The 13,447-nt window shown below is 31.4% G+C and carries 15 protein-coding genes; 12 read left to right on the top strand and 3 right to left on the bottom strand.

Annotated features, from left to right (window positions below; genetic code table 11):
* Positions 1–36: 36 nt before the first annotated feature.
* From ABGB03_RS12935 to tsaB, 12 genes are all read left to right on the top strand, one after another.
* Positions 37–1,017 carry a cytochrome c oxidase subunit 3 gene (locus ABGB03_RS12935; RefSeq protein WP_347922992.1) on the top strand — a complete coding sequence of 327 codons (981 nt, stop codon included), beginning with the start codon at positions 37–39 and terminating at the stop codon, positions 1,015–1,017.
* A gap of 21 nt (positions 1,018–1,038) precedes the next feature.
* A complete protein-coding gene (locus tag ABGB03_RS12930; protein ID WP_347922991.1) occupies positions 1,039–1,422 on the top strand; it encodes a cytochrome C oxidase subunit IV family protein in 384 nt (127 codons plus the stop codon).
* Positions 1,423–1,500: 78 nt separating this feature from the next.
* Positions 1,501–2,220 carry a hypothetical protein gene (locus tag ABGB03_RS12925; RefSeq protein WP_347922990.1) on the top strand — a complete coding sequence of 240 codons (720 nt, stop codon included), beginning with the start codon at positions 1,501–1,503 and terminating at the stop codon, positions 2,218–2,220.
* Positions 2,207–2,947: an SCO family protein gene (locus ABGB03_RS12920; RefSeq protein ID WP_347922989.1), complete on the top strand. Its 741-nt coding sequence runs from the start codon at positions 2,207–2,209 to the stop codon at positions 2,945–2,947. Before ABGB03_RS12925 ends, ABGB03_RS12920 begins: the two co-directional genes overlap by 14 nt.
* A 1-nt stretch (position 2,948) precedes the next feature.
* A complete protein-coding gene (locus ABGB03_RS12915; protein ID WP_347922988.1) occupies positions 2,949–3,476 on the top strand; it encodes a DUF420 domain-containing protein in 528 nt (175 codons plus the stop codon).
* 37 nt (positions 3,477–3,513) lie between these two features.
* Positions 3,514–3,696, top strand: a complete 183-nt coding sequence (locus tag ABGB03_RS12910) for a hypothetical protein (RefSeq protein WP_347926420.1) — start codon at positions 3,514–3,516, stop codon at positions 3,694–3,696.
* A gap of 100 nt (positions 3,697–3,796) precedes the next feature.
* Positions 3,797–4,498: an ABC transporter ATP-binding protein gene (locus tag ABGB03_RS12905; protein ID WP_347922987.1), complete on the top strand. Its 702-nt coding sequence runs from the start codon at positions 3,797–3,799 to the stop codon at positions 4,496–4,498.
* Positions 4,491–5,720 (top strand): ABC transporter permease, encoded by a 1,230-nt coding sequence (locus tag ABGB03_RS12900; RefSeq protein WP_347922986.1) that lies wholly within the window; start codon positions 4,491–4,493, stop codon positions 5,718–5,720. The genes ABGB03_RS12905 and ABGB03_RS12900 overlap by 8 nt, the downstream gene beginning before the upstream one ends.
* A gap of 2 nt (positions 5,721–5,722) precedes the next feature.
* Entirely contained in the window at positions 5,723–6,967 is a 1,245-nt protein-coding gene (locus ABGB03_RS12895; RefSeq protein ID WP_347922985.1) for an ABC transporter permease, read from the top strand.
* Positions 6,968–6,994: 27 nt separating this feature from the next.
* The gene (locus ABGB03_RS12890) at positions 6,995–8,113 is read left to right on the top strand and encodes an efflux RND transporter periplasmic adaptor subunit (protein WP_347922984.1); all 1,119 of its coding nucleotides are present in this window, start codon (positions 6,995–6,997) and stop codon (positions 8,111–8,113) included.
* Entirely contained in the window at positions 8,097–9,455 is a 1,359-nt protein-coding gene (locus ABGB03_RS12885; RefSeq protein ID WP_347922983.1) for a TolC family protein, read from the top strand. Before ABGB03_RS12890 ends, ABGB03_RS12885 begins: the two co-directional genes overlap by 17 nt.
* A 2-nt stretch (positions 9,456–9,457) precedes the next feature.
* A complete protein-coding gene (gene tsaB / locus ABGB03_RS12880; RefSeq protein ID WP_347922982.1) occupies positions 9,458–10,132 on the top strand; it encodes a tRNA (adenosine(37)-N6)-threonylcarbamoyltransferase complex dimerization subunit type 1 TsaB in 675 nt (224 codons plus the stop codon).
* On the opposite strand, the gene ABGB03_RS12875 is transcribed toward tsaB, so the two are convergent.
* Genes ABGB03_RS12875 through ABGB03_RS12865 form a run of 3 tightly spaced genes read right to left on the bottom strand, consistent with a single transcriptional unit; the run spans position 10,129 to position 13,363 of the window.
* Positions 10,129–10,941 (bottom strand): mechanosensitive ion channel domain-containing protein, encoded by an 813-nt coding sequence (locus ABGB03_RS12875; RefSeq protein WP_347922981.1) that lies wholly within the window; start codon positions 10,939–10,941, stop codon positions 10,129–10,131. The two genes, tsaB and ABGB03_RS12875, sit on opposite strands and share 4 nt — an antisense overlap.
* Before the next feature lie 18 nt (positions 10,942–10,959).
* The gene (locus ABGB03_RS12870) at positions 10,960–11,319 is read right to left on the bottom strand and encodes a DUF1304 domain-containing protein (RefSeq protein ID WP_347922980.1); all 360 of its coding nucleotides are present in this window, start codon (positions 11,317–11,319) and stop codon (positions 10,960–10,962) included.
* 10 nt (positions 11,320–11,329) lie between these two features.
* Positions 11,330–13,363 (bottom strand): thioredoxin domain-containing protein, encoded by a 2,034-nt coding sequence (locus ABGB03_RS12865; RefSeq protein ID WP_347922979.1) that lies wholly within the window; start codon positions 13,361–13,363, stop codon positions 11,330–11,332.
* Between the last annotated feature and the right edge of the window lie 84 nt (positions 13,364–13,447).

Raw genomic sequence — 13,447 nt, 5'->3', positions numbered from 1 at the left:
TTATTTTTGTTCAATTTTTAAAACGAAATTCATCTTATGGATAATACAGTTGTAAGTACTGGAACCGAGGGAAAAACTTGGGGTGGCGGAAATAAGCCATTAAAAGCAAGCTATGGAAAAATGATGATGTGGTTTTTCATCGTTTCTGATGCATTAACATTTTCTGGGTTTTTGGCTGCTTATGGATTTTCTAGATTCAAATTTATAGACTCTTGGCCAATTGCCGATGAAGTGTTTACTCACGTACCATTTTTTCATGGGAATTACCCAATGATTTACGTGGCATTCATGACTTTTGTACTTATTATGTCATCGGTAACTATGGTGCTTGCTGTAGATGCTGGACATCAAATGAAAAAAGCCAAAGTAACATTTTATATGTTTCTTACCATTATTGGAGGTTTAATATTTGTTGGTTCTCAAGCTTGGGAATGGGGAACATTTATTAAAGGAGATTATGGCGCTGTACAAACAAAGGGTGGAAATATATTACAATTTGTAGATACTGATGGACATCGTGTAGCACTTCGTGATTTTGCAGTTATAGATGAACATAAAGAGCGTGTGCAAGACGAAAGAAAATCAGGTCTTTGGTTTACAAGCGAAGGGACATTACCAACTTATACAGTAGCTGAAGTCTTAAATGGTTTAGAAGCTAATGAAAATGTATTAGTTCGTACTCAAATAATTAATGAAGAAGGAGAAAAAACTGTCTTATCTAGAGCAGAATCATTAAGACAAATTAAAGATAATGGAATGCTAGTTGTTGAAGGTGCTAATCTTCATGTTAATGAGTATGGATCACCTTTATTTGCAGATTTCTTTTTCTTTATAACTGGATTCCATGGTTTCCACGTATTCTCAGGAGTTGTTATTAATATCATTATATTTTTTAATGTAATAATAGGAACTTACGAGCGAAGAAAAAGCTACGAAATGGTTGAGAAAGTTGGACTGTATTGGCACTTTGTAGATTTAGTTTGGGTATTCGTATTTACATTCTTCTACCTAGTTTAATTATAATAATTCGATTTAAAAATGGCAGATCACGCACATAAATTAGAAATATTAAGAGGTTTAATTAAGTTTAAATCTAATACACAAAAAATTTGGGGAGTATTAATACTTCTTACTATTGTTACTGCAGTAGAAGTTATATTAGGTATATACAAGCCTGAATCATTAATGGCTTCATTTTTAGGAATGAAAATTCTAAACTGGATATTCATTATTCTAACAATTGTAAAAGCGTACTACATTACTTGGGATTTTATGCACATGAGAGACGAAACCAAAAGCTTACGTCGAGTAGTAGTGTGGACAGCAGTATTCCTTATTTGTTACCTAATTTTTATTCTTTTATTAGAAGGAGGTTATGTTTTTGATGTTTACAAAGAAGGATTTGTAAAAACAGATTTTTAATTATAATAACAACATAGTAATATGTTAAAACATATAGATAAAGGCGGTTATTAATACCGTCTTTTTTATTTTTGTACCATGCAAAAAAAGAGCCTTAAAAAAACAATTATACTATCGGTTTTATTTTTTCTACCAGTACTGTTTTTATTGTTTTTATACCCTTCAAAACACAATTACAATCCTCTAGATGTCGTTAAAATCCAAATAGAAGAGGTTAGCGGTTTTAAGGATGAAGAAGGGAATGATATCAATTTTAAAGGCAACATAACAGTTGTAGGGTTTTTAGGTAGTGAACCTATGCAACAAACCACAACAGCCTTAAATCTCAAAGAACTAATCTATGATAAGTTTAAAGGCTTTAAACGTTTCCAGATATTAATTTTAGTTCCTGATGGTTCACAAGAACAAATTGCAGAATTAAGGAAGGAGCTTTTAAAATACGATGAGTTAAAGTATTGGCATTTTGCTTATGGCCATCCGCAAGATATTTTAAACGTTTTTAATAGTTTGAAATCTGAAACTTCTTTAAATGATAATTATGCAACTAGTCATGTCTTTATAGTTGATAATGAGTTGAAACAACGAGGTAGAATTGACGATAGAACTGAAAATGAAATTGAAGCCAACAAAGCTATTTATAGCATGACTTCTTATGATTGTGTGGAAGTTGCAGAACTTAAAAACAAGATGAGCGAAGACATTCGGATTTTATTTACGGAATATAGACAAAAAAGAGATGGGAATTTTGACTCTTCATCAAGAAGAGCCGACGATATTAAAACAAATGAAGAAAACTAATTATTCATACGTAGGTATAGCGCTAATCATATTAGTGTTCGGAATCATTTTTATTCCAAGAATTATTGATAGAATTACTAGTGATGATATCACTAGAGAAGAGAGCAGAAGCAAAAAGGCAAGTACTCAAGTATCAAGTGATGAACCTTTGGCTTTTTTAGAAATAAATGGAGAACCTAAAAAAGTGCCAACATTTAGTTTTACTGATCAAAACGGACATACTATTACAAATAAAGATTACGTAGGCAAAGTATATTTGGTAGAATTCTTTTTTACTACTTGTCCAACAATTTGCCCAAGAATGAGCAGAAACTTAGTGCAAATTCAAAATAACTTTATTGGCTATGAAAATTTTGGAGTAGCCTCTTTCACTATTAACCCTAAAAACGACACACCAGAAGTTTTAAAAATCTACGCCGAAAAGTATGGTATAACGAACCCTAATTGGCATTTAATGACAGGAAATCAAGACACCATTTATGCGTTAGCTAACGAAGGTTTTAATTTATACACTGCTGAAGATGGAACGGTAGAAGGTGGATTTGAACATTCAGGTAATTTTGCTCTTATTGATAAAAACGGATTTATTCGATCTAGAACAGTTAATGGAAATCCGTTAATATATTATAATGGTATTATTAGTGAAGAAGAAAAGTATGATGAAGATGGTTTTAAGGAAGAAATAACCATGCTAAAAGAAGATATAACAAAGCTTTTAAAAGAGTAGTATGACAAGCGATAAAACAAAAGAAAAAAAATATAACAAGTGGATAGTTGTTTTGTCAATAGCTATTCCATTAGTTGTCGCTGCGTTATTCGGAATTAAAATACCAAATGTAGAACCTCTTACGTTTTTACCACCAATTTATGCAACTATTAATGCTTTTACAGCATTGGTTTTAATAAGTGCTTTTATAGCTATTATAAATAAAAAACAAAAGTTGCACAAACGATTAATGCAATTGGCTATTTCGCTATCAGTTGTATTTTTGGCAATGTACGTTGCCTACCACATGACTAGTGAATCAACCAAGTTTGGAGGCGAGGGTCTAGTAAAGTATGTCTACTATATTGTTTTAATTTCTCATATCATATTATCTGTTGCTGTGATACCATTTGTGTTAATTACCTATGTTAGAGCAGTCACTAATAATTTCGAGCAGCATAAAAAAATAGCAAGAATCACATTTCCATTATGGTTATATGTCGCTATCTCTGGTGTAGTGGTTTACATAATGATTTCACCTTATTATTAAACCTTTGAAGAAAAGTCACGTTATATTAATAATACTTATGTTATTTGTCATTATAGATGTTGATGCCCAATGTGCTATGTGTAGAGCAGTGTTGGAGAGTGAAGATGGACAAAAGACAGCTAAAGGTATTAATAATGGGATTGTTTACTTAATGCTTATTCCATATATACTAATTGGAGGAATAGGTTTTGTTATTTATAGAAAACTTAGTAAAAAATAATTTTAACATATAATTAGGCTTATTGATGTAACAAATAAGAACTTTTGCAGTCTAATTGTTGTTATATCGTTTTTCATATAGCTTAAAAATAACACTAACTATGCTAAAAATCAACCAACTACATAAGTCTTACCCAATAGGCGATTCCAGTTTGCATGTATTAAAAGGGATAGATTTGCATGTAGATAGCGGAGAAATGGTAGCCATTATGGGTTCTTCTGGTTCTGGTAAATCTACACTGTTAAACATTATTGGAATGCTAGATGAAGCTGATTCAGGCGATTATATTCTAGATGGAGTACCAATTAAAAATCTTACAGAAAAAAAAGCTGCAGTATACAGAAATAAGTTTTTAGGGTTTATCTTTCAATCTTTCAACCTTATAAATTATAAAAATGCATTAGAAAATGTAGCACTTCCTTTATATTATCAAGGGCTAAAACGAAGAGAACGACAAGAGAAAGGTAAGTTTCATTTAAACAAAGTTGGCTTGTTAGATTGGGCACACCACTTGCCTAGTGAGCTTTCTGGAGGACAAAAACAACGTGTGGCAATTGCTAGAGCGTTAGCTGCAAATCCAAAACTATTATTAGCCGATGAACCTACAGGAGCATTAGATACCACGACTTCATATGAAATTATGGAGTTTCTTCAACAATTAAATGACGAAGGAAAAACTATTTTAATTGTAACACACGAAGAAGATATTGCCGAAATGTGCAAACGTATAGTACGTTTGCGAGATGGTGTTATTATGGAAGATAAAAAAGTGAACCAAGTAAGAGCTTCGCAGTATGTTTGATTTAGATCTTTGGCGCGAAATACTTCAGAGTATAAATAAAAATAGAACTAGAACTATTTTATCTGGGTTTACTGTGCTTTTTGCTATCATGTTATTTACCATTCTTTTTGGGATAATAAATGGATTTAAAAATACATTTAAAGAAGCATTCGCTGACGATGCTACAAACGCCATATTTATCAATTCTGGAAGAACAACAAAAGCTTATAAGGGACTACAGGAAGGAAGACGTATTCAATTTGAAAATAAAGACATAGATTATATTAAAGATGAGAATGGTGATAAAGTAGAATTTATTACTGCTAGAATATATAAAAATGTGACTGCAACTTTTAGAAACGAACAAAATAATTATTCGGTAAGAGCTGTACATCCTGATCATCAGTTTTTAGAAAAAACATTAATGAATGAAGGTCGTTATATTAATCAACGAGATATCGATGAAGAAACAAAAGTTATTATTATTGGAAGATTAGTAGAAGAAGATTTGTTTCTTAAAACAAAGGCTATTGGTAAATATCTTAATTTAAGTGGTATACAATATAAGATTGTAGGGACGTTTTCAGATGAAGGAAATGATAATGAAGAACGTATGATTTATATGCCAGTTACTACTGCACAACAAGTATATGGTAATAATGAGTATGTCGACCAAATTAATTTAAGTTATAATCCTAAAATGGACTTCGATCAAGCCATTGCTTTTAGCAATAGTATAGAGAAGAAATTAAAAGAACGATTTAGTATTGCACCTTTAGATCAAAGCGCAGTAAGAGTTAGAAATATGGCTGAAGCGACCAAAAATGTAAATCAAATGATGGTAGTTTTAGGAATTCTTGTACTTGTAATTGGCTTAGGAACATTAATAGCAGGAATTGTGGGTATTAGTAATATAATGATTTTTATTGTTAAGGAACGCACAAAAGAAATAGGTATACGTAAAGCATTAGGAGCACAACCTAGATCTATTATTTCTCTGATAATGATAGAATCCATTTTAATTACAGCTATTGCTGGTTATATAGGCTTATTAATTGGAACAGGAGTGTTAGAAGCTGCAGGACCAAGTTTAGAAGAGTATTTTATAAAAGACCCTAGTGTACAAACCTCTCTTGTAATATCGGCAACTATTACTTTAGTTATGGCAGGAGCTTTAGCTGGCTATTTACCTGCTAAAAAGGCATCACGAATTAAACCTATTGTAGCACTAAGAGACGATTAATTATGTTTAAATTTTTATTTGATAGAGATACTTGGCAAGAAGTGTATGATAGTATGAGCAAGAACAAGCTTAGAACTGTTATTACCATGGTAGGTGTCTGGTGGGGAATATTGTTACTTATTGGATTGTTAGGCTCTGCTCGTGGAGTTGAAAACTCATTTAATCGCTTATTTGGAGATTTTGCAACGAACAGTGTTTTTATTTGGGGGCAAAATACAAGTAAACCATTTAAAGGATTTCAAGAAGGAAAATCAATTCGATTAACACTAACACATGCACAAAAAGTACAAGATAATATTGAAGGCATTGAGTTTGTTGTCCCTAGAAATTTAAATCAAGGGTTTGTTAATAGAAAAATGTTATCAGGTAATTTTAGTATAGCAGGAGATTATCCTTTATTAGATGTTGTACAAAAGAAAAAGCTTATTAGTGGTCGATTTATAAACCAAAACGATATAGATAATAATAAAAAGGTAGTAGTTATAACAGAAGATGTTTATAAACAACTATTTGAGAAAGATGAAGAAGCCATAGGAGAATTAGTAACTATTAATGGCTTAAATTTTTCAGTCATTGGTGTTTTTGATGAAGGAGATATCTCCATGGGACCTTCAAACGATATGCATATCCCTTTTACAACATTTCAACAAATTTATAATCAAGGAGAACAAATTGGTTGGATGATGATTACAGGAAAACCTGAATATGATATTAATCAAATAGAAAGTGATACTAAGTTGCTACTTAAAAACTTAAATAGAGTACATCCTGAAGATAAACGTGCATTTGGTAGTTTTAATTTAGGAGAAGCTTTTGGAAAGTTAACAGGTTTCTTAAAAGGGATGCAGTTCTTAACTTGGTTTATTGGTATAGCTACATTAATAGCTGGTGTTTTTGCTATTGGAAATATATTATTAATTACCGTTAAAGAACGTACTAAAGAAATAGGAGTAAGACGTGCTTTAGGCGCCACACCTTTTGAAGTGAAAAGACAGATTGTTGTTGAGGCAGTCTTTTTAACACTTATAGCTGGATTATTTGGAATTTTATCAGGAGGCTGGATACTAATTTTGTTAGATTCTGCTTTTGGTCAAGGTCCAGACGCCACTTTAGTTAACGCATCAGTTTCAATAGCAGTAGTATTTTTAGCATTATTAATATTAGTAACATTAGGTACACTTATAGGATTAATACCAGCGTTTAAAGCCACAAGTATTAAACCAATAGAAGCATTAAGAGAAGAATAAAAAACCAACAATTTGATAAAGTAAGAAATGAAAAAAGCAGTAAAAATTATTTTAGGAATCGTATTATTAATACTGTTAGTTTGGGTATTAGCGTATTTTAAAAAATCTAACACGGCAGAAGTTGAAGAGTTTAAAGTAAAAGAGCCATACTATACATCTATAAAAACTAAAATTGTAGCTACAGGAAAACTAAATCCAGAAGAAGAAATTGAATTAAAACCTCAAATATCTGGAATTGTAGATAAAATTTTAGTTGAAGAAGGTGATATTATAAAAAAGGGAGACTTAATTGCAAAAATTAGAGTCGTACCAAACGAGCAAAGTTTGGTTAGTGCTAATAGTAGAATTCAAACTGCTAAACTATCTAAAGATAATGCACAAACGTTGTATGATAGAAATAAAGCACTTTTTGAAAAAGGAGTGATTTCTAAGCAAGATTTTGAGAATAGTGAATTATCCTTAAATCAAGCTGTACAAAGTTTAACTCAAGCGCAAAATGATTACCAAATTATTAAGCGAGGATCATTATCTGGCGGAAGTTCTGCCAATACTAATATTGTAGCTCAAATTTCGGGAACGATACTAGAGATTCCTGTTAGAGAAGGCGATCAAGTTATTGAAAGTAATACGTTTAATGCAGGTACTACAATAGCAACAATTGCAGATATGAGTATTATGATTTTCGAAGGAAAAGTAGATGAGTCAGAGGTAGGAAAGTTAGAAGAGGGTAAAGACATAAAAGTTATTCTAGGCGCAATTAACGAGAAAGAGTTTCCAGCAAAATTAACATTTGTAGCACCTAAGGGAATTGAAACAAATGGAGCAGTCCAATTTACAATAAAAGCAGATGTAGAGGTAGAACAGTCTACTAATATTAGAGCAGGTTATAGTGCAAATGCACAAATCGAACTAGAAAGTAAGGATAGCATTTTATGTATAAAGGAAGCGTTGTTGCAGTTTAATAGAATTACCGAAAAACCTTTTGTAGAAATACAGCAAGAAGACGGGAAGTTTAAGAAAGTAGATGTTGTAATTGGTTTATCTGATGGAATTAATGTTGAAATTACTGAAGGTGTTAAAGAAGGAGACAAAATTAAAGTTTGGAATAAAGCTAAAGAAGATGATGAAGATGAAGAAGATAACTAATCAATCGACCAGTATACATAATATGAAGTATATCTATTTAATATTTACCCTTTTTGTGGGGTTTTCAATTACAGCACAAAACAAAGTATGGACCCTTCAAGAATGTGTAACTCATGCTTTAGAGAATAATATTACTATACAAAGAGGAGAAAACACGTTATTGATTAATGAGGAAGATATTAAAGGAGCAAAAGGTAATTTCTTGCCATCAGTTGGTGCAAATATGTCTCAAGGCCTTAGTTTTGGTCAGCAAGAACTATTCCCTGGATCGTTTGTTAATAGAACGAGTCACTCTACAAGCATGAGTGTAAGTGTTTCTCAAAACATTTTTAATGGTTTTAGAACTATCAATTTATATAAACAAGCACAATTAAATTTAGAAACTAATCAATTGGAGTTAAATAGAATAAGAGACGACATATCTCTTAATGTAGCAAACTCTTATCTAAATGTGTTGTTTAATAAAGAAAGACTAGAAACAGCAAGAGCTCAGTACGATTTTTCGAGTAAACAATTACAACAAGTTAAAGATCTTGTTGATGCTGGAGTGCAACCTCGTGCAAATATATATGATGCTGAAGCTACTTTGAGTGGTGATGAACAAAGTGTAACAGTTGCCGAAAACAACTATACTATGTCATTATTAAATTTATCTCAATTGCTTCAAGTACCCTTTGAAGGATTTAATGTTGAAATTATAGAAATAGATACGCCTTCGGCTGAAATTATGTATAACGATATTAAGCCTATTTTAAACTATGCTTTTGAGAACAGAAATGAAATTAAAGTAGCTGAAAAGAATATAGAAAATGCAGAATTAAGCACTGAAATTTCTAAAAGTGGATTTATGCCAAACGTAAGTGCAAGTTATGGACTTGGTACTAATGCATTTTACACTAACCTAAGTAGTACTGAAGAAAGTTTTTTTAATCAATTAAACGATAATAAAGGACATAGTTTTAGATTAAGCGTTAATATTCCAATCTTTTCAAGATTCCAAAATAAAACGGCAGTTGCTAAATCAAAAATTAGACAAGAGAACTCAAAATTAGATTTAGATCAAGCAAAATTAACTTTAGAGTCTAATATTCAAAGAGCCTTTACAGATGCACAGGCTGCGCTTAAAACGTATGTTGCTGCACAAAAATCATTAGAAGCACAAAATTTATCTTTCTCTAATACACAAGAGCGATATAATTTAGGTAATATGAATGCTTTTGAATTAGAACAAGCGAGAATTAGATTAATTAATGCTGAATCGTCATTAATTAATGCAAAGTATGATTTTGTTTTCAAAACAAAAGTGTTAGACTTTTTCCTTGGGAAAACAATAGTTTTATAAGGTTGGCTTACATACTTAACATAGAAACCGCAACGACAAATTGTTCAGTCTCTCTTTCAAACAAAGGAGAGACTGTTATTTTAAAAGAAGATTACAATAATAATTACTCGCATGCCGAAAGATTACATGTCTATATTGATGAAGTGTTAAACGAAGCTAATATATCATTAAGCGATTTAGAAGCTATAGCCATTAGTAAAGGCCCTGGATCTTATACAGGACTTCGTATTGGTGTTTCGGCAGCTAAGGGACTTTGTTTTGCTTTAGATGTCCCTTTGATTTCAATTCCAACTTTAGAATCTTTAGCGCATCAAATAAAAACTGAATCAGGAGGTGTAATAGTTCCAATGTTGGATGCTAGACGTATGGAAGTATATTCAGCGGTTTTTGATGTTAACCATAATCAAATTAGGGAAACAGAAGCTCAAATACTTGATGAAAATTCTTTTATGGAGTATTTAGAAATAGGAAAAGTATATTTTATAGGTAATGGAGCTGCTAAAACAAAAGAGCTAATAAAACATGTCAATGCTGTTTTTGTTGAGGATAAATTGCCTTCGGCAAATGAATTGAGTCAATTAGCTTACCAGAAGTATAAAAAAAGCGACATCGAAGATGTCGCCTATTTTGAACCTTATTATTTAAAAGATTTTATTGCTATTAAGCCTAAATCTTAATTTTCCTTATGTATTTCAACTTGATGAGGGTATGGAATTTCAATACCTGCAGCATCTAAGGCTTCTTTAGTTTGTTCTGTGACACCAAAGTACACATCCCAGTAATGTTCAGACTTACACCAAGGTCTTACAGCAAAATTTACAGAACTGTCAGCTAATTCAGAAACATTTACAGTTGGTTTAGGATCTTCTAAAACTAACGGATTTGAGGTAAGAACATTCATTAGTACATCTTTAGTTTTCTTAATATCCGAATCGTATCCAACACCGAAAGTTAAATCCACACGACGTGTCCCCTCAGTTGTATAATTAATGATATTTCCGTTAGATAAAGCACCATTTGGGATGATAATCTCTCTATTTGAGAGTCCAGTAAGTTTGGTAGTAAAAATTTCTATTTCCTTAACCACACCAACTTCGCCTTGAGCCTCAATAAGATCGCCAATTTTTATAGGTTTAAATATCATTAGTAAAACACCTCCAGCAAAATTGCCCAAGCTTCCTTGTAATGCCATCCCAATTGCTAAACCAGCCGCTGCTAAAATCGCCGCAAAAGATGTTGTTTCAACACCTAATTGACCTAAAATAGCAATTATTAATAGGATTTTTAAAACCCAACTGATGAGGTTTAATAGAAATTTTTGAAGACTTTCATCATAATCACGTTTAGACATTATTTTTTTAATGCCTTTCATTATTTTTTTAATAACCCAAGAACCAATAATCCATATTATGATGGCTCCAATTACTTTAATACCATAAACCGAAGCAAAGTCTATTAATTTTTCTAAGATGTTTTCAAAATTCATTTAATCTGATTTTTTTTGTTAATTGTTGATTAGAATTATTGTAAGTGCTAAAATAGCAGGAATGCTTTGCACAAAAAACAAACGAATGTTCTTTGTTGAGTAAGACCCATAAATTCCTGCAATAGTCACAAAAATAAGAAACAAAATAGAAGTGCTCATGTTGTCAACAATTAAACTATAAATTAACCCAGCTGCTAAAAACCCATTATATAAACCTTGATTTGCAGCTAAGACCTTTGTGTCTTCAGCAAATTCTTTAGATTTTAATCCAAAGGTTTTTATGCCTTTTGGTTTAGCCCAAAGAAACATTTCTAAAATCAGGAAGTAAATATGTTCGATTGCTACGATACATATTAAAACTATAATTAGAGTATCCATTTTGAAAAAGTTATTTAATTAAATCAATTGCCTGGTCAACTCTAGATACAGGTAGTTTACAAGCCTTGTTAACACAAACATATATAAGTGTTTTATCTTGAGAGTATCTACTTTTTAATAAAGGTAAATCATTTTCACTATAACTACCAGCAATGAGTTTATTTGGAAGGTATGTTTTATTTAAAGTATTTACTTTTTCTTCAGCATGTTTCCCAACAATGGCAACTTCATAATAATTACTGGTATAGTTTAGCATTAAATCCATCCAATTTGAAAAAGCAGAAGGGTATTTCTCTAACTCAGGCAACATATTGTTTAACATTATTATAGCTATTCTTTCATAAGAGGCATTGTTATAATAATGCGATAACTTAAATAGGTTTTTTGCCATTATGGAATTACTTGCAGGAATTACATTGTCTCTATATTCTATAGTTCTGGATACTAATGAAGTGTCTTGGTTTGAAGTAAAAAAGAACATTTTACTAGTCTCATCAAAAAAATGATCGAGTGTATAGTTGGTTAAATTTCGTGAGTGATGCAGCCATTTTTCATTTAAAGTGTTTTCGTAAAGTGCTATAAATGCCTCAATTGTTGTTGCATAATCTTCAAGATATCCATTAATAGTACTTTTCCCTTCTTTGTAGTTATGATTTAAACCTCCATCCTCTTTAGATTGAGTCTTTATAATAAAGTGCGCATTTTTTTTTGCGGGATTTAAAAATCGTTCTTCATTAAAAACACGATAGGCATCTATATAGCCTTTAGTCATTAAGGCATTCCATGATGTTAGTATTTTATCATCTAGTCTAGGTCTGTGTCGTTTTTCTCTTTCTTCTAATAGCAAAGATTTCCATTGTTTAATTTTTTCTTTTAAATATTTAGAAGTGATATTATGTTTCTTAGTGATAATCTCATCTGAATCTTTTCTAATTAGTACATAATTATCATGTTCCCAAAAGCCATAATCATTGATTGAATAATAATCTGAAAACAATTCAAAATCTTCATTTAGCAAAATTTTTAATTCTTTTTCAGTCCAAACATAAAAAGCACCTTCTTCTAATTCACCTTTACGATTGATACTATCTGCATCTAATGACGAATAAAATGTTCCATCAGTATTTGTAAGTTCACGCTCTACAAAATCTAAAGTCTCGTAAACAACTTCTTTATAAAGCGGATTTTTAGTTGCTAAGTAAGCATCGCTATATAAACTGACCAATTGCGCATTATCATAAAGCATTTTTTCAAAATGTGGTATATGCCATTTATCATCTACTGAATAACGTGAAAACCCACCACCAACATGATCGAAAATACCACCATAAGCAATTTTGGTTAGGGTGATGTTTACATACTTTTGAAGCTCTATATGGTTATTTTGATAGGCCTCTCTTAGTAAAAAGAGTAGGTTGTTAGGCATCATAAATTTTGGTGCACGATTAGTGCCTCCTTTTTCATAATCGAAGCTTTGTGACCAACTATTTATAGCGTTGTTAATAGTGGTTTTTTCAAACTTTGCCTCATTTGTGTTTAAGTTTACAATATCTAATGCTTTTATACCAGCTTCTAATTTTGTAGCGTATTCATATAATTTTTCTGGATTTGAGTTATATAAATCTGCTATTTGGTTCAATGTATTTATCCATTGTTTTTTTCTAAAATAGGTGCCTCCCCAAACTGGTCTTCCATCAGGCAAAGTCACTACATTTAATGGCCAACCACCACTTCCAGTTAGTAGTTGTACAGCATTCATATAAACTTGGTCAATATCTGGACGTTCTTCTCTATCAACTTTAATGTTAATGTAATTATCGTTCATTACTTGAGCGACCTCAATATCTTCAAAACTTTCATGTTCCATAACATGACACCAATGGCAAGCAGCATATCCAACACTAATAATAATAAGTCTGTTTTTTTCTTTCGCTTCGGCTAAGGTATTATCGTTCCATGCTTTCCAATGTATTGGATTATGAGCATGCTGCAACAAATAAGGACTTGTTTCATTAATTAGCTCGTTGGTGTGTTTATATGTCATTTGTTCTTAATAATATATCGATTAAGGAGAGATGATTAATATTATTAGAAACCATTTCGAGATTAATTCAAAGTTACAAAAAAG

This window comes from Pontimicrobium sp. SW4 (genome assembly GCF_039954625.1).
Classification (GTDB): domain Bacteria; phylum Bacteroidota; class Bacteroidia; order Flavobacteriales; family Flavobacteriaceae; genus Pontimicrobium.
This window is presented reverse-complemented; position numbering and strand designations above follow the sequence as displayed.

Excerpts from the sequence above, each read along its gene's own strand:
- ABGB03_RS12895 (WP_347922985.1), top strand. The coding sequence starts at position 5,723 with ATGTTTAAATTTTTATTTGATAGAGATACTTGGCAAGAAGTGTATGAT.
- ABGB03_RS12925 (WP_347922990.1), top strand. The coding sequence starts at position 1,501 with ATGCAAAAAAAGAGCCTTAAAAAAACAATTATACTATCGGTTTTATTT.
- ABGB03_RS12865 (WP_347922979.1), bottom strand. The coding sequence starts at position 13,363 with ATGACATATAAACACACCAACGAGCTAATTAATGAAACAAGTCCTTAT.
- ABGB03_RS12935 (WP_347922992.1), top strand. The coding sequence starts at position 37 with ATGGATAATACAGTTGTAAGTACTGGAACCGAGGGAAAAACTTGGGGT.
- ABGB03_RS12920 (WP_347922989.1), top strand. The coding sequence starts at position 2,207 with ATGAAGAAAACTAATTATTCATACGTAGGTATAGCGCTAATCATATTA.
- ABGB03_RS12890 (WP_347922984.1), top strand. The coding sequence starts at position 6,995 with ATGAAAAAAGCAGTAAAAATTATTTTAGGAATCGTATTATTAATACTG.
- ABGB03_RS12875 (WP_347922981.1), bottom strand. The coding sequence starts at position 10,941 with ATGAATTTTGAAAACATCTTAGAAAAATTAATAGACTTTGCTTCGGTT.
- ABGB03_RS12930 (WP_347922991.1), top strand. The coding sequence starts at position 1,039 with ATGGCAGATCACGCACATAAATTAGAAATATTAAGAGGTTTAATTAAG.
- ABGB03_RS12870 (WP_347922980.1), bottom strand. The coding sequence starts at position 11,319 with ATGGATACTCTAATTATAGTTTTAATATGTATCGTAGCAATCGAACAT.
- ABGB03_RS12915 (WP_347922988.1), top strand. The coding sequence starts at position 2,949 with ATGACAAGCGATAAAACAAAAGAAAAAAAATATAACAAGTGGATAGTT.
- ABGB03_RS12910 (WP_347926420.1), top strand. The coding sequence starts at position 3,514 with ATGTTATTTGTCATTATAGATGTTGATGCCCAATGTGCTATGTGTAGA.
- ABGB03_RS12885 (WP_347922983.1), top strand. The coding sequence starts at position 8,097 with ATGAAGAAGATAACTAATCAATCGACCAGTATACATAATATGAAGTAT.
- ABGB03_RS12905 (WP_347922987.1), top strand. The coding sequence starts at position 3,797 with ATGCTAAAAATCAACCAACTACATAAGTCTTACCCAATAGGCGATTCC.
- ABGB03_RS12900 (WP_347922986.1), top strand. The coding sequence starts at position 4,491 with ATGTTTGATTTAGATCTTTGGCGCGAAATACTTCAGAGTATAAATAAA.